Genomic DNA, 25,582 nt, shown 5'->3' with positions numbered 1-25,582 from the left:
TTTATAAGAGTTAGTTTCTCTGTATGCCAAAAATGCCACCTCTACGAGGTTTTATATATTGACGGCAAAATATCAATTTTCTATTAATATCGCACGCCTATGGTGTTCTTAGTTATATGAGGTAGCAAAACAGAATTTGTTAAAGATTAGATTTTAAAAATATTAGTAACATGGATATTGTCCTTTAATATCCCCTTGATACGCATAAAAATCAATTAATTAACCATGAATTTTGGAAATTTTAAAGTACCGACACCAATAAACGAACCTGTAAAAAGTTACGCACCCAATTCGCCTGAGAAAAAAGAACTCAAGGCAATGCTTGCGAAAATGAAGTCTGAAGTAGTGGATATTCCCATGTATATTGGGAGTGAGCGAGTTTATACCGAGCAAAAAGTCCGTATTTCTCCCCCTCACGAGCATCAGCATACTTTGGGCTATTTCAACATGGGCGATAGCCTGCATGTAGAGCAAGCCGTAAGAGCCTCTTTAGGGGCAAAATACGCTTGGGCAAACCTAAGTTGGGAACACAGAGCAAGCATTTTCTTGAAAGCGGCTGATTTGATAGCCACCAAATACAGGGCTAAAATGAATGCAGCAACGATGCTTGGGCAGTCTAAAAATGTGTACCAAGCAGAGATAGACTCGGCTTGCGAAATCATCGACTTTTTGCGTTTCAATGTGTATTTTATGACCGAAATTTATAGCCAGCAGGTTATTTCCTCATCAGGAATCTGGAATCGCATAGAGCAAAGACCTTTGGAAGGTTTCGTTTTTGCCATTACCCCTTTTAATTTTACTGCTATCGGAGGCAACTTGCCTACCGCGCCCGCACTCATGGGCAATACTGTTGTTTGGAAACCAGCTTTTACTCAAATCTATTCTGCTCAGGTTTTTATGGAAGTTTTGATAGAAGCGGGCTTACCTGATGGAGTAATTAACTTGATTTATACCGAAGGACCCGATGCAGGGGACGTAATTTTCAATCACCCTGATTTTGCAGGTTTACACTTTACAGGGAGTACTGGCGTTTTCCAACATTTATGGAAAACGATTGGGAATAATATACACAAATACAAGTCTTATCCAAGAATCGTAGGAGAAACAGGAGGGAAAGATTTTGTCATTGCCCACAAGTCAGCCGATGCCAAAGCCTTAGCTACTGCCTTAGTAAGAGGGGCTTTTGAATACCAAGGACAAAAATGCTCTGCGGCTTCTCGTGCTTATATCCCTGCTAACTTATGGGAAGAAGTGAAAAACTACTTGGTAGAGGACTTGAAAAGCATAAAAATGGGTTCGCCCGAAGATTTCAGCAATTTCGTTAATGCGGTTATAGATGAAAGGGCTTTTGATAAAATCACCAAATACATAGACGAAGCCAAAAAAGCAAGAGGCGTAGAACTCATCGCTGGGGGTAACTACGATAAGTCGGTGGGTTACTTCATCGAGCCAACGGTTTTCCGAGTAGATGATAACCAATTCGTTACTATGTGCGAGGAAATCTTCGGACCTGTTCTGACGATTTATGTCTATCAGCCTGAACTTTTCGAAGAGGTATTGGAAATGGCGGATATGACCTCGCCCTATGCGCTCACAGGCTCTATTTTTGCCCAAGACCGCTATGCGATTGAACTTGCTTCTAAAAAACTGCTCCATTCCGCTGGAAACTTTTATATCAACGATAAACCTACGGGAGCGGTAGTAGGGCAGCAACCTTTTGGTGGGGGGCGTGCTTCTGGTACAAACGACAAAGCAGGAGCGATGTATAACCTCTTGCGTTGGGTTTCTACTCGCACCATCAAAGAAACTTTCGTGCCTCCTACAGACTATCGCTATCCGTTTTTGGGAGAAGAATAGAACACCAAAAGAGGTTTTGCTATCTCTAAGCGCTTTTAGTAAGCATGTTTGTAAAATTTACTTTGGCTTTTTTGTCATGTACTTATTTTACATTTATTATATTTGTGGGGTTATAATTGTATAGTTCAGTGAGTATAGTTTTCTACATCAAATCCATTTTGTTTAGTTAGGCTTAAATCAAGATATGTATTTAAAATATATCAAAGCGGCTTGGATATTATTTTTAGTAGGTTTAGGGAGTGCTTTGCTATGGTTTATCTTAGTGAGTGTGGACTTCATGGGCTTATTTGGCGGTATGCCTGACCTGACCAAACTGGAAAACCCCCAAAGTGAGATAGCTTCTGAATTGTACTCTGCTGATGGAGTGCTATTAGGAAAGTATTTTAGAGAAAATCGAAGCCCTGTAGAGTATGAAAAAATTTCCCCCCAATTGCTAAAAGCCCTATATGCTACAGAAGATATACGCTTCGAGAGCCACTCAGGCATAGATGTCAAAGGTACTTTTGCTGTGATTCCCACTTTGCTCATGGGCAAACGCAGAGGTTCAAGTACAATCACCCAACAGTTGGCTAAAAACCTTTTTAGCACGCGTACATCAGAAGAGTTAGAGGGCAAACTCTCTGATGTACCACTACTTCGCCTGTTGATTAGTAAAACTAAAGAATGGATTTTGGCAGTGCAGTTAGAGCGTGCCTACACCAAAAAAGAAATCGTAACAATGTACCTCAATACCGTTGAGTTCAGTCAGAACGCTTACGGTATCAAAGTTGCGGCAAAAACGTATTTTAATACTTCTCCTGATAGTTTAAACCTCTTGCAATCCTCTCTTTTGGTAGGAATGTTGAAAAATCCAACTCTTTTTAATCCTGTTAAAAGACCAGAAAGAGCCTTGCTCAGACGCAATACAGTGATAGAGCAATTAGAAAAATATGATTTTATTTCCTCAGAAGAAGCCGAAAACTTAAAAACTCAAGATTTAAAACTCAACTTGGGCGATGCAGGCGACCATAATGCGGGTTTGGCTCCTTATTTTAGGGCTTACATCGCCCGCTACCTACAGTCTTGGTGCAAGAAAAACGGGTACGATTTGTACTCTGATGGACTAAAAATTTACACCACCATAGACTCCAGAATGCAAAGGTATGCAGAAGCGGCGGTAGATACGCACATGGTTAAATTGCAAAAGGATTTTATTACCCATTGGAAGGGTCGCAATCCATGGATAGATGAAAATGGACGAGAAATCCCCAACTTTATAGAGAAAGTACAAGTGAGAACGGAGCGTTACAGGGAACTAAAAAGAATGTTTGGCGATGACTCTCTCCATATCAAAAAAATCATGAATACCCCAGTAAAAATGAAAGTGTTTACTTGGGATAACCCTAAGCATGAAAAAGACACGATGCTTAGTCCTGTAGATTCCATACGCTACTACAAACATTTTCTACAAACAGGAATGATGGCTATGGAAGTAAAAACAGGACATATTAAGGCATGGGTAGGGGGCATCAATTTTAAGTATTTTAAATACGACCATGTCAAGCAAGGCACAAGGCAGCCGGGTTCTACTTTTAAGCCTTTTGTATATGCTGCCTCTATTGAGGAACAAGGCTACTCCCCATGCGAGCAGGTGCTTGATATTCCACGAGTTTTCCCACTGCCAGCAGGAGGGACTTGGACAGCCAAAAATGCCACAGGCTCATACTCTCAGAAACCTTATACCCTACGTCGTGCTTTGGCAGGTTCTATCAACTCCATAGCCGCTTACCTCATGGAAAAGCTCAAAGACCCCAAAGTATTAGTAAGCTATGCCCAACGCTTAGGAATTACTACCCCCTTAGACCCTGTGCCTGCTCTTTGCTTAGGTTCAAGCGAAGTTTCAGTATTTGACATGGTAGGGGCTTATGCAACCTTTGCCAATAAGGGAACGTGGACAGAGCCTAATTTTTTGGTAGAAATCAAAGACAAAAATGGTAAAGTAATTTTTAGAAAAATTCCTCAGAAAAAAGAAGTACTAAGTGAGCAGACAGCTTACATTATGACCCACCTTTTGAGAGGTTCTAACGAAGAGAATAATGGAACTGCATGGGGAATAGCACGTTATCAGTTTAGACGCGAGAATGAAATCGCCGCCAAAACAGGTACAACTTCTAATTATTCAGACGGCTGGTTTATGGGCATGAGCAAGGATTTGTCGGTAGGTGTCTGGACAGGAGGCGATGACCGAAGTATCCACTTCAGAAATTTAACGATGGGGTCAGGTGCGTATATGTCCTTGCCTATTTTTGCCAAATTCATGGAGCAGGTCTATCAGGATAAGCAACTCTGCGAAGAGAGAGCTTACAGCAAAGGTAGATTCCCAAGACCAGAAACTTTGAAAGTAGAGTTGGATTGTTCTCAATATATGCAAATGACTCGAGATTCTACTGAATATACTATTCCCAAAGGAGACCCATTGCGGAATGATTTTTGAAACCCAATACAATGATTTTTTGTCATATTACTTAGAAGCATCTAATTTTTAATCACTTAATTATTTTAATATTTATGAAAAAGTTAATTTATCTAATCGCTTGTGCGTTCATACTTATCTTTCATCAAGCCAATGCCCAAGAGGTGAGCTATTTTGGTGAAAAAATCACAGAATCAGGGGCTATTGAAGCTACCAAGCTATCTGAAAAAATGAAAGATAAAAAGACTATGGAAGCGAAGGTAACAGGTACAATCGTAGAAGTCTGCAAGAAAAAAGGTTGCTGGATGACCGTTGATATAGGGAATAACCAAAAAATGCGCGTAACTTTCAAGGATTATGCTTTCTTTGTCCCCAAAGATGCTAACGGGCAAAAAGTAGTCATAGAAGGAGTAGCTCAAAAAGAAGTAACAGACGTAGCTACTTTGAAGCACTATGCGGAAGATGCAGGAAAATCTAAGGAAGAAATAGAGAAAATCAATAAGCCCAAAGAGGAACTTACTTTTGAGGCAAAAGGCGTAATTATAAAGAAAAAATAATCATTTTTTGCAGTAAGTTAAAGAATACATTATCAAAAAAAGTCATAGCTATTCTATTTTGCAGTTGGGTGGAATGGCTATGACTTTTGCTTTAATTGACTTAGGCGCGATTATTCTCTTAATAACCTCTTTTATTTTTAGGGAGGCTGGTTACATTGCTCAAACCAACTTGACTATTCGGGAAGAAATACCTTACTTTGTACTAAGTAATATACCTCTACAAATATAAGACTTATGACAAATCATACCTCAATCCTGAATGGCATTAACAATTTCGTATCTGTTAAATTTTTTTATCTATTATGGCTTAGCTTGCTTGTTTCTTTCTCTACGTTTGCCCAAAAAAATCAAGCATGGGAGGAAATCCAACGCCTACTTTCTGCTCAGGAAAAGGCATGGAACGAAGGAAATATAGAGGTATTCATGCAAGGTTATTGGAAATCAGATAGTTTGAAGTTTATAGGTAAAAATGGAGTAACGCAAGGCTGGAAAAGCACTTATGAAAGATACCTGAAAACCTATCCTGACAGGGCTACTATGGGTACACTCAAATTTGATATTGTGCATCACGAACAGATGGATAAAAAAGTGTATTTTGTCATAGGAAAGTGGCATTTGAAACGCTCAGAGGACAAAGGGGATATAGGAGGCTTCTTTTCTCTTATTTTTAGGAAAATCAAAGGCAAGTGGCTAATTGTAGTCGACCATACGAGCTAATTACTAAAATTCGTAAACAAAACGAACCTTCAAAAGTTTATTTTTGTATAGACTAAGGCAGTATGCAGCTTTTTATTTTTCATAAAATGATGAAATTACTCATTCTAAACATGAAGCATATTGCGGCAGTCGTGTATCTGTTTTTTTAATTAAAATTTCAATTTATTTTTTTAAACTTAAAAATCAATAAATTATGGCATTTGAGTTACCTGCATTGCCTTATGACAAGGCGGCATTAGAACCTCACATCGACGCAATGACGATGGAAATTCACCACGGCAGACATCATAATACCTACGTTACCAATCTGAACAATGCGGTAAAAGGTACAGAAATGGAAAATATGTCCATTGAGGACTTGATGAAAAATATCAGCAAATATCCTGTGGCAGTTCGCAACAACGGAGGAGGTCATTACAATCACTCCTTGTTTTGGCAGATTATGTCCCCCAATGGTGGTGGAGAACCTACAGGCGACCTTGCGGCAGCCATCAATGCTAAGTTTGGTTCTTATGCTTCCTTCAAAGAGGAGTTTGCCAAAGCAGCAGTAGGCAGATTTGGCTCTGGTTGGGCATGGCTCATTGTAGATAATGGAGAGTTAAAAATCTGCTCTACCCCTAACCAAGACAATCCATTGATGGACTTGAACTCCGATAAAGGTACACCTATCTTAGGCTTGGACGTTTGGGAACACGCTTACTACCTCAAATATCAAAATAAAAGACCAGACTACATCACTGCTTTTTGGAATGTAGTAAACTGGGCGGAGGTAGCCAAGAGATACGCACAAGCGAAGTAAAAACTATGCTTTAACAGCTTTCCGAAAGTTTAAAACTTTCGGAAAGTTTAAAGTTTTGTTCTACCAGTCTATTTCCTTCAAGCCTCTCTTTCTCAGATACTCATTGGCTTGGCTGAAGCATTTGCTTCCTACAAAAAAAGGTGGTTTTTGTACCATAGGCGAAGGATGTGGGGCTTTCAGTATGCAGTGTTTTTGGGTATCTATTATTTTGCCTTTGTCTTGAGCGTATTTTCCCCAGAGCATAAACACAATGCCTTCTTTTTGCTCAGCAATTACTCTGATAACTGAATCGGTAAAAGTTTCCCAGCCTTTGTTTTGGTGCGAGCCAGCCTGTCCCGCTCTTACGGTCAGAGTAGCGTTGAGCAACAGCACTCCTTGCACCGCCCATCGCTCTAAATTGCCTGAGTTGGGCATAGGCTTGCCTAAGTCTTGGTTTATTTCCTTGAAAATATTGAGTAGAGAAGGAGGACTTTTTACCCCGTCATTTACCGAAAAGCAAAGCCCGTTGGCTTGTCCTGCTCCGTGATAGGGGTCTTGTCCAATAATGACGACTTTGACATCTTCAAAACTACATTTGTCAAAAGCATTGAAAATCAGCTTACCCGGTGGGTAAATGGTCTGGGTGCGATACTCCTGCTTGACAAACTCTACTAAATTTTTAAAATATTCTTTTTCAAACTCTCCTGCCAATCTTTCTTTCCAAGAAGGTGCGATTTTAACGTCCATGAAGAAGATATTTAAAGTTTTTACTTATTCTACTGTGAGTGGGGTAGGATTAAACACAAAGCCTCTGGCATCGGCTCTTTCCTCAAAATCTATTTCCAAACCCATGAGATACATTAATTGTTTTTTTTCATAGTAAATAGGAATGTCCTCAATCTCATACTGCATATCTCCCTCTTTGAGTTTGTCGAAGCCTAAGCGAAACTTAGCACCTCCACAGCCTCCCCCACCTTGCACCAATACCCTTAGTCCATAGCCTTCGGGGATATTTTTATTGGTCATGATGTGCTTAATTTCTTGTACTGCTCTATGCGTTATGCTAATAGGTTTCAGCATACATTTAAAAAGTTTGATGTTATTTTTTCTAACTTTTTCTTTTACAAAGGGATATTCCCATGTTTTTTTCTCGGCAAGGTATCTACTTTGTTTTCAAGCATTTGAAAAGCAGAAATTAATTTTTTGCGCGTAACTTCGGGCTTGATGACCTCGTCTATGAACCCTCGATGTGCCGCTCTGTAAGGGGTAGCAAATTTATGAGTATATTCCTCTACTTTTTCTTGGAGTTTTGCCTCAGGGTCTTCAGCTTCACTGATTTCTTTTTTGAAAATGATTTCTGCTGCCCCTTTCGCTCCCATGACAGCTATCTCTGCTGAGTACCAAGCAAAGTTCATGTCCGCCCCTATGTGCTTAGAATTCATCACATCGTAAGCCCCTCCATAAGCCTTGCGCGTAATGACTGTTACTCTTGGAACGGTAGCTTCGCAAAAGGCATACAATAGTTTTGCTCCATTGGTAATGATGCCATGCCATTCTTGGTCAGTTCCCGGTAAGAAGCCCGGCACGTCAACTAACACTAACAGCGGGATATTGAAAGAATCACAAAAACGAACAAACCTCGCCGCTTTTACGCTTGAGTTGATGTCTAATACCCCTGCCAAGACCGCAGGTTGATTGCCAACAACTCCGATGCTTCGTCCTGCTACTCGGGCAAAACCTACGATGATGTTTTCCGCAAAGTTTTTATGTACTTCAAAAAAGCCCTCCTCGCCCTCGTCTATGATGCCATAAATCACCTCTTTCATGTCGTAAGGCTGATTGGGATTTTCTGGTACAATGTCATTAAGTTGAGGTCTAATCTCGTTATCTTCACTTTGGTAAGGAAGCATAGGTGGTTCATCTTCGCAGTTTTGTGGGATAAAACTCAATAGTCTTTTGATGTCGTTGATACAGGCTACCTCGTTGGCACACGAAAAATGCGTAACTCCACTCTTGGTGCTATGCGTACTCGCTCCACCTAACTCCTCAGAGGTTACTTCCTCATGCGTAACTGTTTTGACTACGTTGGGACCTGTAACAAACATATAGGAGGTATTTTCTACCATGAAAATAAAATCAGTGATGGCAGGAGAGTACACTGCCCCCCCCGCACAAGGTCCCATAATAGCGGAGATTTGCGGAATCACTCCCGAAGCCCTTGTATTTCTGTAAAAAATATCTGCATATCCGCCTAAGGACATTACACCTTCTTGAATCCTTGCCCCTCCCGAATCATTCAATCCGATGACTGGCGCTCCGTTTTTCATGGCTAAATCCATGATTTTACAGATTTTCTCTGCATGAGTTTCTGAAAGAGAACCTCCAAATACTGTAAAATCTTGCGAAAAAACATAGACTAAACGCCCATGAATAGTACCGTAGCCTGTAACTACCCCATCGCCTAAATAATACTCCTTGTCCAAGCCAAAATCTTTGCAACGGTGCATGACAAATTTACCAATTTCCTCAAACGACCCTGCATCTAAGAGTAGGTCTATGCGTTCTCTTGCGGTAAGTTTGCCTTTTTTATGCTGTGCATCTATGCGTTGCTGTCCCCCTCCAAGCAATGCTTCTGCATTTTTCTTTTCTAAAAGTGCTAATTTTTCTGCTTTTGTCATGGTAAAAGGAAATGAGGTATATAAGATTATGAGATGATTAAGATTGATTTGCAATTTTACGCAAAACAATTAAAAGTACCTAATAAAAAATGCTCTGTAAAGTTTAAATCGTCAAACCTAATAGATTTTCCTTATGATTGACTATTTTACAAAGCTACTTAAAAAACCATTTTTATTGATAAGCCACTTAATATCGCTATAAGGAACAGTAATTTCTACGGCTTCAGCTATGGTTTGATTTTTTCGATAATCTCTGAAAAACACAATGCTTTGTGTAGTAAAGTAGTAGTTTTTTATCATTTCTTCTACCGTTGTTTTTACTTCAGCAGGGGTTGGACGAAGTTTAGCATACTGCTTGCTTATCTTATCTTTCAGTATGAGGTTTAGCGTAGTTTCAAATCCCACATTAAGTACATCTTTGAGCGTAATTTCTGAACCGTTTGACATATTAAAGGATTTATGCAGTACCCTGCTTTCTGGCTCTGCCAAAATCAGTTCGCTGCTCATTCTGAGGCTAAGTAGATTTTTTGTATTTTCTAAAATTTTTGTTTCATAGGTCTGCGATAGCCATTGATATTGTTGATTTTCTTTGCTTACTTTTTCTAAACCTTCTTTTAGGTAGGCATCTACTTTGCCCATCATAGTTTCGCCACTTTGGTCAGATAACTGGCTTGCTGCCATGTTGATTTTATTTTCTATCGCCCGCGAGCCAAGCCCAATAATTGCAGGATACTCTATGTACAAGTCCACCCCTACCTCTTTCTCCCCTGCTTTATTGTAGCTTTTTTTCTTATAAATATTAATAACATCAAATTGCGCACTTCCTGCGGGATAGGTTTCTCTTAATGAGAAGTTAAGGTTTTCTCCTGTTTCTATATCTTTTACAGCAAAAGAAAGTTTAACACCTTCATTTTTAGGGCTTGCAGAGGCTTTCACCATCAAGCCATTTTCAGAAGAAAACTGTGTTTCAGGGAGGTTATTTGTACCTGCGCGATAGCCATAGTACACAAATTTTTTGCGCAATTTACTTCTTGGGTCATCGTAAAATCCTGTAATAGAATTGTTCGAGAAATAAGCATGAACAATTACGTCATAAGTATTGTTCAGTTTGCCTTCCATACGTTTGTAGAAACTTGCCGTTTCTAAGTTGCGAATAGGGCGATAAGTTTGTGCTAAACCTTCGCTCATAGAACTGCTTGGGAGGGTAGTCAGCACATTTTGTAAGTTGGTTTCCACTATAAAAGCATCTCTATAACCCATTCGGCGTACTTTGGCTAAGTTTACTTCTGCGGAGTCTTTATTAGCAAAAATACCAACTGATAATTTTTTAATGGAATCCTGCTCTACTTCAAATACTCTCCCAATTTGATTCAAGTCATCAATATTTGTCTTTCCTATCTTCTTTTCATTGACTTCTACTTGAATAGAATAAGCGGGAGGGCGCGCCATAGGTGGTCTTCCAAGTTTGCGTCCTTCCGTTGGGGTAGTATCTTGCTTGCTTGGTGAGATAACAGAAGAGTTACTTTCTACCTTAGTAATAGGATAATTAGTCTTTTCAACAATAAAGTCTGTAACTATTTGTGCTTTTGTATAACCTCGCAAATGTACTATTTTCAATATTTCCTCTGCCTTCTTGCGTGTTTCATAATATCCAAGTTTGATACGAGTAAATCCTATGCTGGGGACATACTCTGTATAGATTTCGCCCAAATCCGCAAGAGAGGTAAATCTGGTTTCATCAGGAGTCTTAAAGCTACCTAATTGAATAACAAATACTTGCTTCTTTTTTTCTTGAGCAAGTAAAAATATAGTAAAAGATAAGTGAAAAAAAGTAAAAAGGGTAAATCGGCTTAATTTGAAAATCATAAAAATTGGTTGATTAAAATAATTTTTGTGAAAATACGTAAAAAATCATAACTAACAAAGAATCAGTCTTAAATAAAATAAAATCTCAGGATTTTGCAAAAAAATCATTTAGACAAACATATTTTTTTACAAAAAAGTAATAATTTTCATACCATAATACATATCAATACCTCACTTTTACTGTACTATTTTTAGTTTACTCATAATAACGATGAAAATGGAAAATCGTAGAACTTTTTTAAAAAAATCATTAGTTGGTGCTACTGCAATGGCTCTCTTGCCACAAGCTATGCAAGCGGCTCGCATCAAAACTCAAGGAGTTCAACTCTATACAGTCAGGTCTGATATGGACAAAGACCCAACTGCTACCTTGCAAAAGGTGGCTGCTATCGGCTATAAGGAAGTAGAGCTGGCAGGATATAGAGAAGGCAAGTTTTATGGGAAAACACCTGCGGAGTTCAGAAAACTCTTAGGTGATAACGGGCTAAAAGCTATCAGCGGACACGTAAGTACTGCTGTTTTGAAAAATGGCTTAAATGAGATGATAGAAGCCTCTGCCACCATTGGTCAAAAATTTATCGTTTGCCCTTTTACTGCTCCTCAAGAACGTAAAAGTTTAGATGACTTCAAAACTTTGGTTGAGCTTTTCTCAAAAACGGGCGAAGCCTGCAAAAAGGCAGGAATCCAATTTGCTTACCACAACCACGCCTTTGAGTTTGACCTTGTCGAAGGGCAGATGCTATTTGACTATCTGTTACAGAATATTCCCAACGACCTAATGACCATGGAAATGGATATTTTCTGGACAGTGAAGGCAGGGCAAGACCCAGTTGCTTATTTTGAGAAATATCCTAATAGATTTGCTCTTTGGCACGTCAAAGACATGGACAAGACGGAGAAAAAAGAATTTACAGAAGTAGGACAAGGAGTGATTGATTTTAAAAAGATTTTTCAAAATGCGGGCAAAGCGGGCATGAAGCACTTTTTTGTAGAGCAAGATGTTTGCAAACGCCCTCCGCTGGAGAGTATTAAAATGAGTTTTGATTATTTGAAAAAGTTGAAGTATTAATTAACCCATCTCTTATCTCACAAGGAAAGTTTTTGCACTATTTCTTTTTCAGAGGCTTGCAGTTGCCCTTGACGAAGGAGAAAATCTGTGATGATTTGCAAACTTTCCTTGTCTATGTCTTGGAAATCTTTTTTTTGCAAAAGACTTAAAATTACTTGTTTGTCCTCTTCCAAATGATTGCTCAAATATAGGTACGAAGGGAGAGAGAGTTGGATAGAGTAACGTAAAAATCGGATTTCTAAATGATGTGGATTGAGTGCAACTGCTCTTGCAAAAGTGTCTTGGGACTGCTTGGCAAGGGCTAATTTTTCTAAAGGATTCCACAGAGATTTTGCTTTTAGAGTTTCTAAACAGGCTTGATAAGCTACTACCAACCCATTTTGAGAATTTACTTTCTTGAGCGTATGAAGTAAGAAATCAATGCCTTTGCTATCTTCTACTGCTTTTAAGTACTCCTTTCGCAAAATGCTAATATCGATTTCTCCATTTTTCACAAGTTGCGGTAAAGGCATACTTTAGATGTAGTTAAGTTGATGTTTAACATAGCTCTTGACCAAAAGCGTAAACTTTTTTGTATCAGGAACTCTGATGCGCTCATTCATTACTTTGGTAGGAGCGGTTTCTTGTATTTTTCTAAATAGTTTTAAGTAATAGATGTAAGCCAAATAAACCCCTAAGCGAGCCGATTTAGGCAACTGCAAGATACCTGTATAGGCATGGTCAAAATCTCGCTGAATGTCTGCTTCTATTTCTTTTTTTGCTTGGTAGTCAAATCTCTTGAAATCTACATTGGGGAAGTAAGTACGTCCTCTTTCAAAATAATCACTTTTCATATCTCTCAAAAAGTTTACTTTTTGAAACGCAGAACCTAAACTACGCGCCGCAGGCTTCAAACGCTGATAGGCTTCTTCGTTGCCTTCACAGAATACTCGTAAACACATCAACCCGACTACTTCTGCAGAGCCGTAAATGTACTCCTCGTAATGCGTTTGATTGTACTCATTGAAGTACAAATCCATTTCCATACTATGCAAAAAAGCAGTAATTAACTCATGTTCAATATTATATTTATTTACTACTATTTGGAAAGAGTGCAGAATAGGATTGAGGCTAATCTTGTCCTCTATGGCTTGGAAAGTATCTTTTTTGAAATCGTCCAACAGTCTTTTCTTGTTGTAGCCATGAAAGGTATCTACAATTTCATCAGCATAGCGAACAAAACCGTATATCCCGTAAATAGGTGCATGTAACTTACGGTCAAACATCCTGATTCCTAAAGAGAAAGAGGTGCTATAACTTTTAGTAACAATTTCACTACACTTGAAAGTAGTTAGGTTAAAAAGTTCCATCATAAGGAAATGGTGATTAAGATTCTATTTTGGCAACTTGGTTAAGATAACACTATAACTAAAAACATGCTTGCTTGTTTGCTATGAGTTGAAATGAATGTGTATTTTTTATTTATATACTTGCTGATGTAAGTAAAGGCACTTAGTTAATACCATCTTAACTGTAAAGATTTTACTTCAGTCCAAGGATTATCACAGATGGCATTTGCCTTTTGGACATAAATGAAAGTAAATCTAAGGAATTTTATGCAAAAAAGCCTTATCTGTTACCTTTTTAACATTTATTGCCAAAAGCAAACCTAATAGCGGTCATGAGGTACAAAAAACTAAATTCATACATTTTACAAAATCTTATTCCGTTTTCCTGAAACCTTCTATAATATGCTTGCAAAGGCGAAAATGTGTTATCTTTGTTGGCACAAGTGCTTAGGAGTCTTACGGAAGTTTGATTTCAAGGGTAAGCCCCTCGAGATGATTTATCCGTTTGAACTTCGGGAAAAAGTCTATAAACAAAATCAAAGTGATATGCTTCAATCTCAACTTATAGAACTGATTAGACAAATAGAAGATGAAAACTTACTGTCTAAATATCTTTTAGATATGGAAGGTGCGATTAATGGGCAAAAGCACGTTTTTCAGCACTTAGCAGATAGTCAAAAACAAGTACAAGACCTGAAAGAACAATTAGATAAACTCTATAGCATCATCTCTTTTGATTTGGGAAGCCCTCTCAAAAGCCTAAAAAGCATGATTGATTTAGTCCAATTAGATGTGGAAAATATTGAGAATCCATTGGTTTCTGAATCTGTAAGCTATCTCAATCTGCAAATGGAGAAGTTGCTTTTTCAGATGAGTAACTTATTAGAATGGTCAAGCCTACAAGTCAAAAATTTTTCTTTGAAAATAGATGACTTTGACATACAAAAAGTTATAGATGAAGTCCTTGCATTTTACGAAAAACAAGCCATACAAAAAGGAGTCAGTATATCTAAGGAAATCCATGAAGCTAATATGCCTCTCGCTCAGGGCGATAAACGCATGATTCAGCAAGCGATTAGCAACTTTGTGTCCAATGCAGTAAAGTTTTGTAGAAAAGGCGATGCAGTCGTGCTGGGTGCAAAGGTAATTGACAGCAAGATAAGCGTGCATATAAAAGACACAGGAATAGGTATGGGAAAGGCTAAAATCCAAAACCTATTCAATCCAAGTCGCAAAAGTACACAAAAAGGCACAGCCAACGAGAGTGGCTTGGGTTTGGGCATGATTACCGCCAAAGCTATCCTTGACCTACATCAAAGCCCCATCCAAATCTGGAGCGAGCAGGGCAAAGGCACGGAAATCTCTTTTGACTTGAGTGCCTCTAAGCCCGTAATTTCAAATTGAAACCTGCTATTCGTATTTTATACCTCGCCTGCTAATTCTGTTTTCTCAGGAGAACGCCATAAAGCCGAAAGTAACAATTCGCGCATAGCTACATATTCCTTTGGCAATTTGTCATACATTTTTTCAAAAAGCTCTTCATGAGCCAATAGTTCAGCTTTCCATGCTTCGTTATCTATGCTATTGATTTTCTCAAAATCCTCACGGCTAAACTCATAGCCTCTCCAATCTATGTCCTCGTATAGAGGCATCCAACCTATGGCACTTTCTTGGGCAGATGCTCTCCCTTTGACGCGGTCTATCACCCATTTGAGTATGCGCATGTTGTCCCCAAAGCCGTTCCATAAAAATTTGCCGTCTTTGTGTTTTCTAAACCAATTGACTCCAAAAATACGTGGAGGGCGTTTGAGATTGCGTCCCAGTTGCAGCCAATGATTGAAATAATCTGCCATGTGATACCCACAAAAAGGCAACATTGCAAAAGGGTCGCGACGCACTTTGCCAATCTCACCAAAGGCAGCCGCAGTCATTTCAGAACCCATAGTAGAGGCTAAGTAAACACCAAAATTCCAATTAAATGCCTGATAAACAAGAGGTATAGTAGTGCTTCGCCTACCTCCAAAAATAAATGCACTAATCAGTACTCCGTTAGGGTTTTCCCAGTCGGGGTCTATGCTTGGGCATTGGGAAGCAGGTGTAGTAAAGCGGGCGTTGGGGTGTGCAGCAGGCTTTCCGCTTTTAGGGTCATAGGGTTTACCTGTCCAATCTATCAAACCTTCAGGGGCTTCTTTGCTCATGCCTTCCCACCACACATCGCCGTCGGGCGTAATGCCTACATTAGTAAAAATGGTATTTTTAGCGATAGTTGCCATCGCATTAGGATTAGTTTTCTCATTGGTGCCGGGTGCAACGCCAAAATAACCTGCCTCAGGATTAATCGCATATAAGTTACCTTCCTCGTCTGGGTGTATCCAAGCGATATCGTCCCCTACGGTAGTTATTTCCCAGCCTTCCATCTCTTTTGGAGGTATGAGCATAGCAAAGTTTGTCTTTCCGCAAGCACTTGGGAAAGCAGCAGCAACATAAGTTTTCTCTCCCTGAGGGCTTTTGACACCTAAGATGAGCATGTGTTCTGCTAACCACCCTTCTTCCCTTCCTATAGCAGATGCGATACGCAAAGCCAAGCATTTTTTGCCTAAAAGAGCATTTCCTCCATAGCCTGAGCCATAAGAAACGATAGCACGCTCCTCTGGAAAGTGAACAATGTATTTGACCGTAGGATTACAAGGCCACTTAGCATCTTGCTGTCCCTCTTGGAGAGGCGCACCTACCGAATGTAAGCACTTCACAAAATCTCCACTTGTCCCTAAAATATCCCATATCTTTGGACTCATGCGAGTCATAATTTTCATATTTACAACTACGTACTCAGAGTCAGTAATTTGAATGCCGATTTTTGCCAAAGGCGAGCCTATGGGACCCATACTAAAAGGAATGACATACATAGTGCGTCCTTTCATGCAATCCTTAAAGAGTGCTTGCAGGGTTGCTTTCATTTGTTTAGGAGCAACCCAGTTGTTGGTCGGACCTGCATCTTGTTTTCGTAAGCTACATATAAAAGTTTTATCTTCTACGCGTGCTACATCGCTTGGGTCAGAAAAGCAGGCGTAGCTATTGGGTCTTTTCTGTTCATTGAGTTTGATAAAAGTACCTTTATCAACCAATTTTTGACACATTTGCTGATATTCTTGCTCAGAGCCATCACACCAATATACTTCTTTAGGTTGACAATACTCGGCAGTTTGCTGCACCCAAGCAATGATTTCTTGGTGGCTTAGATTGTTAGGATATTTTGATACGAGCATGATTTTTGAAATTTAGATTTACCTTGCTTATTATGAACTTGTTAAAATTAAAATTTTTTATACAATTTTAAGCGATTGAATGATAAGTAAAAATGATATAAATCACTGTTTGAATAAAAAATATTGAGCGATGGTGTCAAATGGAACTGAGGAGGGAATTACAACGAAAAATCAAAAGCTATTCCATGCTTAAATAGAATAGCTTTTGATGATTTTTTATACTATCAATTTGCTACTATTTAGGATTCAGTGCATTGTCTATGCGTTTAACTACATCTTGCAAGTGATAGCGGCTCATTTTGTCAGTTATCAGAGGAAGCGAAGCCCTAATTTCTCCAAGCAATGCCTCTAAATGTCCACGAGCAATAGAAGGCAAGTCGGTAGTTTTCAAATCTACTCTACGCGTATTAAAACCATACGCTCCTCCCACAGGCACATAGGCTAAGGTAGCGGGCTGAGTAGGATTCAGTGCTGCAATTACCTTTTCTACAAAAACCTTTTGCAAGTTACGGCGGTGAATGTCTATAGGCTTTTTAGTTCTCAGCTCTGACCATATTCCTGTGCGCAAATCCGTCATGAGTTCATCTAAGTTATAGTTCGCTGCATTTTTTCCCCCTGTTTCCATGAGGCGTATCATCTTATCTCCTGAAAGCAAGTTACTTAGTGCAAAATCTTGCATACTTTTAATCGCTTCTATGCCTTGCTCAGGGCGAATTTTGTTGAGTACATTTGGGTCAAGCAACCAAGTAGGCGTTTCAAAAAGATGTTTGTTGAGGAAAGCGATTGCCTCTTTTTGCTTGGCTTTGGGAACTACCTCATAGACATCACCTTGCATATCATAGGTTTTAGGTGTGTCATAAATCCCACCTACATTTTTTGCTACATGACCTACATAGCGGCGGAATTGCCCTACTACGTTGTCATAGAGTTCTACTAATTCCGTATAGCTTTCCCCGTCTTCTTTTGACCAAGCAGGTAAGTTTGGTAAAATGCGTTTTAGATTTTTAATACCATATTCGGAGGCTTTCATAGCATCGTCCCCTAAGTCTTCCGTCTGATAGCGGGGGTCGTGTGGACTTACTTCCGAGCCAAAAGCCAAGCGAGGATTTTTTACTTTTTCTTTGGTAATGCTGTTAAGTAATTTTTTTTCTTCTTCTGCACTTTTGGCATCAGCAAAGTACTTGTAGCCCCACTCAATCGCCCAAATATCGTAGTCGCCAATTCTTGGGAATAGGTCTGTAATGCCATCCTCTGGCTGGGCTACGTAGTTAAAACGCGCATAATCCATGATAGAAGAAGTATGTCCATTTTGCTTGATAAACTCCTTATCTCTGAGTTTTTCCACAGGCGTAGCCGAGCTTGCCCCCATATTGTGCCTTAGCCCAAGCGTATGCCCTACTTCGTGAGAAGAAACAAAGCGAACAAGCTCTCCCATAAGTGCATCATCAAACTTTTTGTTGCGCGCTCGTGGGTCGACAGCCGCAGTTTGAATCATGTACCAATTTCTTAGCAGACGCATGACGTTGTGATACCAGCCGATATGGCTTTCTAAAATTTCACCTGTACGGGGGTCATGTACGTTAGGACCGTAAGCATTTTGTATATCAGAGGCAAAGTAGCGAATGACAGAAAAGCGAGCATCTTCCAGACTTTTGGTGGTGTCTTTCTCGTCCCAATATTCGCCACGAATAGCATTTTTCCAACCTGCTTTCTCAAAAGCTACTTGCCAATCGTCTACGCCTTGCTTCAAATATTTTCTCCATCTCTCTGGGGTGGCAGGGTCTATGTAAAACACGATAGGTTTGGCGGGTTCTATGAGTTCGCCTCTTTTTTGTCTTTGAGCATCTTCTGCATTTTTAGGCTCTAATCTCCACCTTACAGCAAAAACCTCCTCGTCTGCTTTTTGGGATTCTTCCTCAAAAGTACCGTAGCCATTGGCAAAATAGCCTACTCTGGGGTCAAAATAACGCTTACGCATAGGCACTTTGGGTAAGGCAATCATAGAAGTATTCATTTCTATCGTAATTACTCCTGCATCTAAACCTGCAGGGATATATACTCCCGGTTGTGGGACTGGCGGAGGAGTAAGCGGTGGAGCTTGGGTGGCAAAAGTTTTTACTGTACGAATTTCTGTATTGATAGGATAGCTTTTGATGCTTTGGATATAGGAGCGGTCAGCTTGGAACGAAGAGATTTTGAAAAGTTGCTTCCTAAACGGGCTAAGTGAAAATACTTGGTTATCTCCTTTGAAATAATCCGAAACGTCTATCACCACCGAAGTATCTTTGCGAATAGCTTTGATTTCAAAAGAACCAATGATGGGGTCTGCGGTAGAGTTTTTGACTGCCTTGAAAATTGGCTTAGTACTATCAGGGCTGACAAATACATAAGTGATAGAACGCAAAAATATCTTATTGTCAGGCGCTTTCTCCCATTTGATTACCTGCCTATTTTCCTCTTCGCCTCCGTATCTGCCCCCACCAGCAGGTACTCGGGTATAGCGCGTAATAGCCATGATTTCTCGCTCAAATACACTATCAGGAAGTTCAAAATACCACTTATCCTCTACTTTGTGAACCGTCATCAAACCTTTGCTGGTAATAGCCTTACTGGTGATGACCTCTTTGTAGGGCTTGATACCTCCTTTGGCAGGTGGAGGCGGGGTAGTGGTGGTAGAGGTAGTCGTAGCTGGCTTGTCGGCATCTTGTCCTCGTCTTTGAGCAAAAATATTTTCTGATTTTGCAAGAACAAAGCAAGCAAACAAAGAAAATAGTATCGCACTTAGTTTAAGTCGTTTTTTCATAAAATACTGATAATTAATTGGTAAATGAAATAAAATAGATAAAATAAAAAACAAATATGAGATGAAGATATAGGTTAGATAATGTGAATTGATTTTGTCGCCAAAGTAAAGAAATTTTTAATGCAAAATATCAAAGCAAGAAAAAAAGAAATACGAAAAATGTAGGATAATTTGCAAAAAACAAAAAGCAAAGCCTAATAGACCTTGCCTGTGATTGGGAAATGATATATACTAACTTACGTAGGGAATCAAGTTGATTGTCAGGTTAGTATCTGCCATGTATTCTTCTCCACTCTCTTTCATATCTACATCATGAGCCTTATAGTACCAGTTTACCGTTACACGCCCACCCTTATTTTTTTCATAATCTTCTAATAAATCAAATATTTCTAAAAAGCGGCGCGAAGTATTGGTGTTAAAATAGGTCATCTTAAAATTCATAGTGATTGTTTTGTTAGGAATTTCTAAGAACCTATGAAGCCAGTCAAAAACAGGCTGGTAAAACTCTACAGAATATTCGTGGAAAGACTCACCAGAAATATTCAGTTCACCAGTAGCTGCTTTAAAACGTATCTCGGGTATAAAATGGTCTGGAGGGTTGTAAAAATCTTCCATCATTATTATTAAGTTGTGGCTAATGTTTTGTTTATTTTTACAGCAAGGGTCAAGAAAGCATTGGGTTTATCGCTGTCGTTGATAATGTAAGTAAGCGGATTGCCTGACTTTCTCACCATGTCTATCAGTCCTAAACCTGCTCCTTTGCTATCTTCTACACTTGGATTGCGGCGTTGGTCTTTGTAATACATTTTCAACCCCTCCTCATCTAACTGATTGATGTAGTCGCAACGCTCACTAATGAGTTTGATTTTTCTACTGTCCATTCTATTGCCCGAACAGACAATATAATGCTCATTGGTTTCCCCAATCGCAATAATTCCTACCCCCACTTCTTTTTTATCTTTTTCTGAGTAGGCTTTCTCTGTGGAGTAATGATAAATATTTTGTGCCAACTCTATTACCAAGCCAAATAACCTTCTGGCTACCATTTCATTGTCATTTTTCCTGCGTAGGCTCAACCCAATCAAAGAAAGCAAATCTTGGGAAATCATTCCTTGAAAAGCCAGAGAAATTTTATTTTCTCTAAAACTTGAATAAAAATTATAATTACTGAATTTTTCTTCCATAAAAAATGCTCTCAAGCATGATAATTAGAAAACTTAACTTTGGGTATAAATTTTAAAACCAATGAACCTTTATTAAAAACTTTAATGCGTCAAAAATAACAAAATTGCAATGAAAATGTCAATAGGTAAAGTAAAAAATCGTATAAAAAAACCAATATTTCGTGTTTAGCAGTCTTTATCCTCCTTTTTGTGCTAACCAATACTTGCTAAATGCCAATAGCTTAGCTTCTTCAAAGCTATTTGCCATGATTTGCAAGCCAATAGGCAAGCCTTTTTGGTCAAATCCATTAGGAATAGAAATTGCAGGAAGCCCTCCCGCTACGTTTGCCTGAACGGAAAATATATCGGCTAAGTACATCGCCAAAGGGTCATTGGTATTTTCTCCGATTTTGAAGGCAGTTGTAGGGGCAGTAGGGGAAATAATAAAATCATATTGGGAGAGAATTTCTTTGGTTTTATTGGCTATGAGTCTTCTTACTTTTTGGGCTTTAGTAAAGTAGGCATCGTAATAGCTTGCACTTAACACAAACGTACCCAACAGGATACGTCTTTTTACTTCTTCTCCAAATCCTTCTGAGCGACTGCGCTTATACATAGAAACTAAGTCCGTTCCGTTAGGGCTACGATAGCCATAGCGCACCCCGTCATAGCGGGAAAGGTTGGTACTTGCCTCTGCCGTAGTTAAAATATAATAAGTAGGCAAAATATACTCTAATAAAGGAAACTGCACTGCCTCGACCTCATGCCCTAAACTCCTGAGTTTTTCTATGGTCTGGAGAATATTATTTTTTACATCAGGCTCAAGCCCTTCATTTTCAATGGTTTCTTTTAGGTAGGCGATTTTAGGTTTATAATCTAAATCAAGCATTTGGGAGTAGGTAGGTACAGTACGCTTAGAAACTGTGCTGTCAAAATTATCCTCTCCTGCAATGACTTCTAAGAGCAAGGCTGTATCTTCTATGGACTTAGAAAGCGTACCGATGATGTCAAAAGAGGAGGCATAAGCGATGAGTCCATGTCTTGAAACTCTTGAATAAGTGGGCTTCAGCCCAATAATACCACAAAAAGAGGCAGGTTGGCGTACTGAGCCTCCTGTATCTGAGCCGAGAGAAGCCAAGCACATATTTGCCTGTACGGCTACTGCCGAGCCTCCCGAGGAGCCTCCACAAACCCTTGTATTGTCTATTTCATTGAGTACTGCACCAAAAGCGGAATTTTCATTGGAAGACCCCATCGCAAACTCATCGCAGTTCTGCCTCCCGATGATGATGGCATCTTCGGCTAAGAGTTTTTCTACTACTGTCGCAGAAAATTGGGATTTAAAGCCCTCTAAAATACGGCTTGAGGCTTGTAGGCTGTGGTTTTCGTAGCATATTACGTCTTTTAGCCCTATGACCATTCCTGCCAGCTTGCCAGCTTTTCCTGTTTGAATTTTTTTATCGATTTCCTCTGCTTTGGCTAAGGCTTCGTCCTGATAGACTTCCAAAAAAGCGTTGAGGTGTTTTTTGGCTTGGATGGTAGCTAAGTAGCTGGAAACAACTTCTTTGCACGAAATTTTTTGTTCTTGGATTGACTGTCGAATTTGTTTGAGTGAAGTAAACATGGAGTAAGTAAAATTAACAAGTTTTTTAAACACAAAAAGATGATACCTTTTTACCAAAAGGGCATCATCTTTTTATCTATGAGAACGCAAAACAAGGATTAAGACTTCTTAGAGTCATCTTTTACGCTTTCTTCCAGTTCATTTTTGATTTCTTTGGTAGCATCTTTGAACTCTCTAATGCCTCTACCTAAGCCTCTCGCCAATTCAGGAATCTTTTTTGCTCCAAAAAGCAACAAGATAATAAACAGAATCATTAGGATTTCTGTCCCTCCCAAACCGCCAATGAAAGCAAATATTTGTGCCATAGTCATCGTTGGGTTTAAAAATAAAATGTACTTATTATGCAAATGTAATAAACAAATTTCAATATTGATGACTTTTTAACAAAAAAACACAAATAAGTGAAATGAATGTAATTTTAATCGGTCTTTATCGATGTTTTCTGCAGATGAGGTAAAGATAAAATCTGTGAATCTCAAAACTATATTATAATTTTGCAGGAATAGTACATAAGATTTTAATATATTTTTGAGATATGAAAAACCGATTGTTTGCTATTTGTTGTTTGCTTGTCATTATGTCTTTGCTTACTGGGTGTGACATGGGTCAAAATACTAAAAATGAACAAACTAAACTGCAAGATTCTACGTATGAAATTGATGGTGAGGGTCGGAACAGGGCTATCACAGATGAGGAAAATGCCAGCGAAAATGGTATTTTTAGAAAACAACAAAATTTTGCTGTAAACAATATTAATTTTACTCGTCATCACGTTTTCATCAAACAAGGACAAATAGAGGAGCATATCTACTACACTTTTTTTGCAGACCGTAGTAAGTTTGCTAAGCTCAATGAAATCACGACTGAGTTTGCTAACATTGCCCGCTTAGATTCTATCAAAATTGCAGGAAAAAGTCCCTTAGAAGACGAAGAAACAAGCTATGAAAGTACACAACGCATAGACTCTGTGTATTTCATCAATCAGGATTTGATTACCGTAGAGTTTAACTATCAGTATATGGCAAGTGGTATGGAATGTGAAAACAAAGAAAATAAACTGGTAACATACTCTATTGCTAAGAAAGACGTGATTGGCTTAAAGGATATATTTGGAGCTAAAACAGGTCAGGCACAGAAAATTATTGGCGAAAAATTACAGGCTAAGTTTTTAAAAGAGATAGATAACTATGCAGAAAATGCCTATGCTAAACCTGCGGAGGAGTCTATCAATGCTTACAAGCAGAAGTTTGCTAATATTAGTTTTTTAAAAGAGGCTTATATGGGTGTTTTTAAGGATAGCTTGGCTTTCTCTTATACTCTTGGTAATGAATGCAATCTCCCTCCTTTTGTAGTAGGGAAAGTAGCTATCAAAGACTTAGCAGATCTGCTCCCTAAGGGTAGTACTTATCTCAAAGATTAGATGCTATTAGTTATTTTGTATAGCTGACGGAAAAAATACGCGGAAGGTGCTTCCTTTGTCTGGCTCACTTTCTACTTCTATTTTACCGCCTAAGGTTTCTACTTGAGTTTTAGTGAGATAAAGTCCTATGCCTTTGCCCTCAATGTGCGTAGCGATGCGCTGATAAAGCCCAAAGATTTTGTAAGTCCCCACATTTTTTAAATCTATGCCTATGCCGTTATCTTTGACTGCAAGGATAATGTATGGGTCTGAAACATAAGTGCAAATCTCTATAAGAGGCTTCCTTTTATGGGAACGGTACTTGATAGCATTGGAAATCAAATTGTAAATAATACTCTGAGCATAGGCTTTGATAAAAAGTATTTCTTTAGCTTGCAAAAAATTAATTTTTAGACAAGCGTCTGTACTTTCAATTTCATTGGAAAGGTGATGAAGTACCAAATGCGTAATTTCTTCTAAGTTTACTGTTTCCTTTGTTTTGTCCAAGCTATTCCGAATCGCTATGACTTGGGTAAGGTCTTTGATAATGGTGTCTAAGCTATTAGATACATCAGATAGGTGGGAAAGAACTTGCTGATTGTATTCGTCTTTAATTTGCTTGTAATCTAAAATATTGACTAAACCTAATATGCGTGCTACGGGAGAGCGAAGGTTGTGGGAAACGATGTAAGAGAATTGCTGTAAGTCTTGATTTTGTTTGGAAAGTTCATCTACAGCTTTTTTTAGTTCAAGTGTACGGTGTTCGATTAAATCTTCTAAGTGATTGTTTAAGGACTCGATTTCTTCTTTTTGTTGGGTAATTTCTTCATTTAAAAGCTGTAAGTTAGCGTTCTGTTCCTCAATATGTCGTTTTTGTTGCAGGATTTCTTCTTTTTGTTTTTGTAGTCTCAGATTGTTGCGATGTTTTATAAGATTATTTCTATACAAAATAAAAGCCATGAGGCTAAGCAGTATAAAAATGCTCCCCAAGGCATAAATAATAATATTTCTTGTGGCTAACTCTACTTTTTGTTTTTCTATCTCTATTCGTTGCTTTTCTTGGGCGTAGGTGTTTTGGAGTTGAATAATTTGTCTGTTTTTCTGCTCGTTAAATATGCTATCTTTTACTGCAATCCACAAAGTTTGGTATTTTAGAGTGCTGTCTGTCAGGTTTTTTTTTAGGTAAGCAAGATAAAGGTTATGATAAGCACCTTCTATTTCATGTTTTAGGTTTACCTGCTGGGCTTTTTTTAGGGCAACTCTGCTATGAATAATCGCTTCTTCTATTTGGTTCTTGTTCAGATAAATTTTTGCTATGTTATTCATCGTGCTTGCATACAAAAGAAGATTGTTGATTTTCTTGTTGAATTGGAAACTCTCTTTGTAATAGGATAGTGCAGTATCGTCATCTCCTTTTTTTAGATATACCTCAGCAATATAATATAGGCAAACAGCAATATGCCTTTCATCTTTGATGCCTTTGGAGATAGCCAAAGCCTCTTGAAAATGTGCAAGGGCTTCCTCGTACTTGCCTTGAATATTTAAAAACAAGCCCATTTGGTTAAGAGCATAGCTAAGGTAAAGAGCATGATTTATGGCTCTTAGATGCGCAATGGCTTGGGTATAATATTCTTTGGCTTTATCGTAGTTGCCTTCGTCTTTATTGATTGTACCTAAGCGGATAAAAGTGAACCCGATTACGTCTTGGAGTTGCTCTTTTTCTGCTATCTTTAACGCAGACAAGTGTAGGTCAGTCGCCTCTACGTTATCCCCTCTAAAATAAGCCATCAATCCTAAATAGTTTATTGACATCGCTTCGCCCCAGGCATACTTGATTTTCCTGCTCCATTCTATTCCTTGCTTGGCATACTGAGTGGCTCGGGGAGGGTCAAAAGCATAGAGTTCCCTTGCCAAGTTTACTAATACTTGCCCTTTGATAGTATCATGAATAGGCAGATTTAGCTGTTTTTCTAAGCTATCTATCAAAGCAAGATTTTGTGCTGCGCAGTAACTTGTTAGAACTAT

The 25,582-nt window shown here is 38.8% G+C and carries 21 protein-coding genes; 8 read left to right on the top strand and 13 right to left on the bottom strand.

What is annotated here, in order from left to right; all coding sequences use genetic code 11:
- The first annotated feature begins 225 nt into the window (after positions 1-225).
- From pruA to BM141_RS14430, 5 genes are all read left to right on the top strand, one after another.
- On the top strand, positions 226-1,857 hold the full coding sequence (gene pruA / locus BM141_RS14450; RefSeq protein ID WP_091547048.1) for an L-glutamate gamma-semialdehyde dehydrogenase: 1,632 nt from the start codon (positions 226-228) through the stop codon (positions 1,855-1,857).
- A 184-nt stretch (positions 1,858-2,041) separates the two neighbouring features.
- Positions 2,042-4,330 carry a transglycosylase domain-containing protein gene (locus tag BM141_RS14445; RefSeq protein ID WP_091547045.1) on the top strand — a complete coding sequence of 763 codons (2,289 nt, stop codon included), beginning with the start codon at positions 2,042-2,044 and terminating at the stop codon, positions 4,328-4,330.
- Positions 4,331-4,404: 74 nt separating this feature from the next.
- Entirely contained in the window at positions 4,405-4,866 is a 462-nt protein-coding gene (locus BM141_RS14440) for a DUF4920 domain-containing protein (RefSeq protein ID WP_091547042.1), read from the top strand.
- Positions 4,867-5,100: 234 nt separating this feature from the next.
- Complete coding sequence (locus BM141_RS14435) at positions 5,101-5,583, top strand: YybH family protein (RefSeq protein ID WP_091547038.1); 483 nt, start codon at positions 5,101-5,103, stop codon at positions 5,581-5,583.
- 193 nt (positions 5,584-5,776) lie between these two features.
- Complete coding sequence (locus tag BM141_RS14430; protein ID WP_091547034.1) at positions 5,777-6,382, top strand: superoxide dismutase; 606 nt, start codon at positions 5,777-5,779, stop codon at positions 6,380-6,382.
- Positions 6,383-6,442: 60 nt separating this feature from the next.
- Here the strand turns inward: BM141_RS14430 and ung are convergent, their stop codons facing one another.
- The 4 genes from ung to BM141_RS14410 form a co-directional block, all read right to left on the bottom strand.
- A complete protein-coding gene (gene ung / locus BM141_RS14425) occupies positions 6,443-7,108 on the bottom strand; it encodes a uracil-DNA glycosylase (protein ID WP_091547030.1) in 666 nt (221 codons plus the stop codon).
- Positions 7,109-7,132: 24 nt separating this feature from the next.
- Positions 7,133-7,441: a HesB/IscA family protein gene (locus BM141_RS14420; RefSeq protein WP_091547026.1), complete on the bottom strand. Its 309-nt coding sequence runs from the start codon at positions 7,439-7,441 to the stop codon at positions 7,133-7,135.
- 41 nt (positions 7,442-7,482) lie between these two features.
- Entirely contained in the window at positions 7,483-9,039 is a 1,557-nt protein-coding gene (locus BM141_RS14415) for an acyl-CoA carboxylase subunit beta (protein ID WP_091547019.1), read from the bottom strand.
- Positions 9,040-9,180: 141 nt separating this feature from the next.
- Complete coding sequence (locus BM141_RS14410) at positions 9,181-10,905, bottom strand: SPOR domain-containing protein (RefSeq protein WP_091547015.1); 1,725 nt, start codon at positions 10,903-10,905, stop codon at positions 9,181-9,183.
- 217 nt (positions 10,906-11,122) lie between these two features.
- Between BM141_RS14410 and BM141_RS14405 the strand changes: the two genes are divergently transcribed.
- Complete coding sequence (locus BM141_RS14405) at positions 11,123-11,974, top strand: sugar phosphate isomerase/epimerase family protein (RefSeq protein WP_245764068.1); 852 nt, start codon at positions 11,123-11,125, stop codon at positions 11,972-11,974.
- A 17-nt stretch (positions 11,975-11,991) separates the two neighbouring features.
- Here BM141_RS14405 and BM141_RS14400 read toward each other — a convergent pair whose 3' ends face one another.
- Together BM141_RS14400 and BM141_RS14395 are read right to left on the bottom strand one after the other, a co-directional pair.
- Positions 11,992-12,486: a hypothetical protein gene (locus tag BM141_RS14400; protein WP_091547003.1), complete on the bottom strand. Its 495-nt coding sequence runs from the start codon at positions 12,484-12,486 to the stop codon at positions 11,992-11,994.
- 3 nt (positions 12,487-12,489) lie between these two features.
- Positions 12,490-13,326, bottom strand: a complete 837-nt coding sequence (locus BM141_RS14395) for a phytoene/squalene synthase family protein (RefSeq protein WP_091546999.1) — start codon at positions 13,324-13,326, stop codon at positions 12,490-12,492.
- Between the two features lie 522 nt (positions 13,327-13,848).
- On the opposite strand from BM141_RS14395, the gene BM141_RS14390 reads away from it, so the two are divergent.
- Positions 13,849-14,706 carry a sensor histidine kinase gene (locus BM141_RS14390; protein WP_221407684.1) on the top strand — a complete coding sequence of 286 codons (858 nt, stop codon included), beginning with the start codon at positions 13,849-13,851 and terminating at the stop codon, positions 14,704-14,706.
- Positions 14,707-14,723: 17 nt separating this feature from the next.
- Here the strand turns inward: BM141_RS14390 and BM141_RS14385 are convergent, their stop codons facing one another.
- The 6 genes from BM141_RS14385 to tatA form a co-directional block, all read right to left on the bottom strand.
- Positions 14,724-16,568, bottom strand: a complete 1,845-nt coding sequence (locus BM141_RS14385) for a phosphoenolpyruvate carboxykinase (GTP) (protein ID WP_091546992.1) — start codon at positions 16,566-16,568, stop codon at positions 14,724-14,726.
- Positions 16,569-16,803: 235 nt separating this feature from the next.
- Complete coding sequence (locus BM141_RS14380) at positions 16,804-19,371, bottom strand: zinc-dependent metalloprotease (RefSeq protein ID WP_091546989.1); 2,568 nt, start codon at positions 19,369-19,371, stop codon at positions 16,804-16,806.
- A 231-nt stretch (positions 19,372-19,602) separates the two neighbouring features.
- Positions 19,603-19,989 (bottom strand): DUF1987 domain-containing protein, encoded by a 387-nt coding sequence (locus tag BM141_RS14375; protein WP_317039459.1) that lies wholly within the window; start codon positions 19,987-19,989, stop codon positions 19,603-19,605.
- A gap of 5 nt (positions 19,990-19,994) precedes the next feature.
- On the bottom strand, positions 19,995-20,555 hold the full coding sequence (locus BM141_RS14370; protein WP_091546984.1) for a SiaB family protein kinase: 561 nt from the start codon (positions 20,553-20,555) through the stop codon (positions 19,995-19,997).
- A 175-nt stretch (positions 20,556-20,730) separates the two neighbouring features.
- Positions 20,731-22,158 (bottom strand): Asp-tRNA(Asn)/Glu-tRNA(Gln) amidotransferase subunit GatA, encoded by a 1,428-nt coding sequence (gatA, locus tag BM141_RS14365; protein WP_091546981.1) that lies wholly within the window; start codon positions 22,156-22,158, stop codon positions 20,731-20,733.
- Between the two features lie 98 nt (positions 22,159-22,256).
- Positions 22,257-22,469 (bottom strand): twin-arginine translocase TatA/TatE family subunit, encoded by a 213-nt coding sequence (gene tatA, locus BM141_RS14360; protein WP_091546978.1) that lies wholly within the window; start codon positions 22,467-22,469, stop codon positions 22,257-22,259.
- Positions 22,470-22,693: 224 nt separating this feature from the next.
- Between tatA and BM141_RS14355 the strand changes: the two genes are divergently transcribed.
- Positions 22,694-23,578, top strand: coding sequence for a hypothetical protein (locus tag BM141_RS14355; protein WP_143090940.1), 885 nt, complete (start codon positions 22,694-22,696; stop codon positions 23,576-23,578).
- Between the two features lie 6 nt (positions 23,579-23,584).
- Here the strand turns inward: BM141_RS14355 and BM141_RS14350 are convergent, their stop codons facing one another.
- Positions 23,585-25,543 carry a tetratricopeptide repeat protein gene (locus BM141_RS14350; RefSeq protein WP_221407683.1) on the bottom strand — a complete coding sequence of 653 codons (1,959 nt, stop codon included), beginning with the start codon at positions 25,541-25,543 and terminating at the stop codon, positions 23,585-23,587.
- Positions 25,544-25,582 lie beyond the last annotated feature (39 nt).

The organism is Thermoflexibacter ruber (assembly GCF_900113045.1).
Lineage (GTDB): Bacteria > Bacteroidota > Bacteroidia > Cytophagales > Thermoflexibacteraceae > Thermoflexibacter > Thermoflexibacter ruber.
Note: the sequence above shows the minus strand (reverse complement) of the source record. Positions and strands in the feature narration are given on the sequence as shown.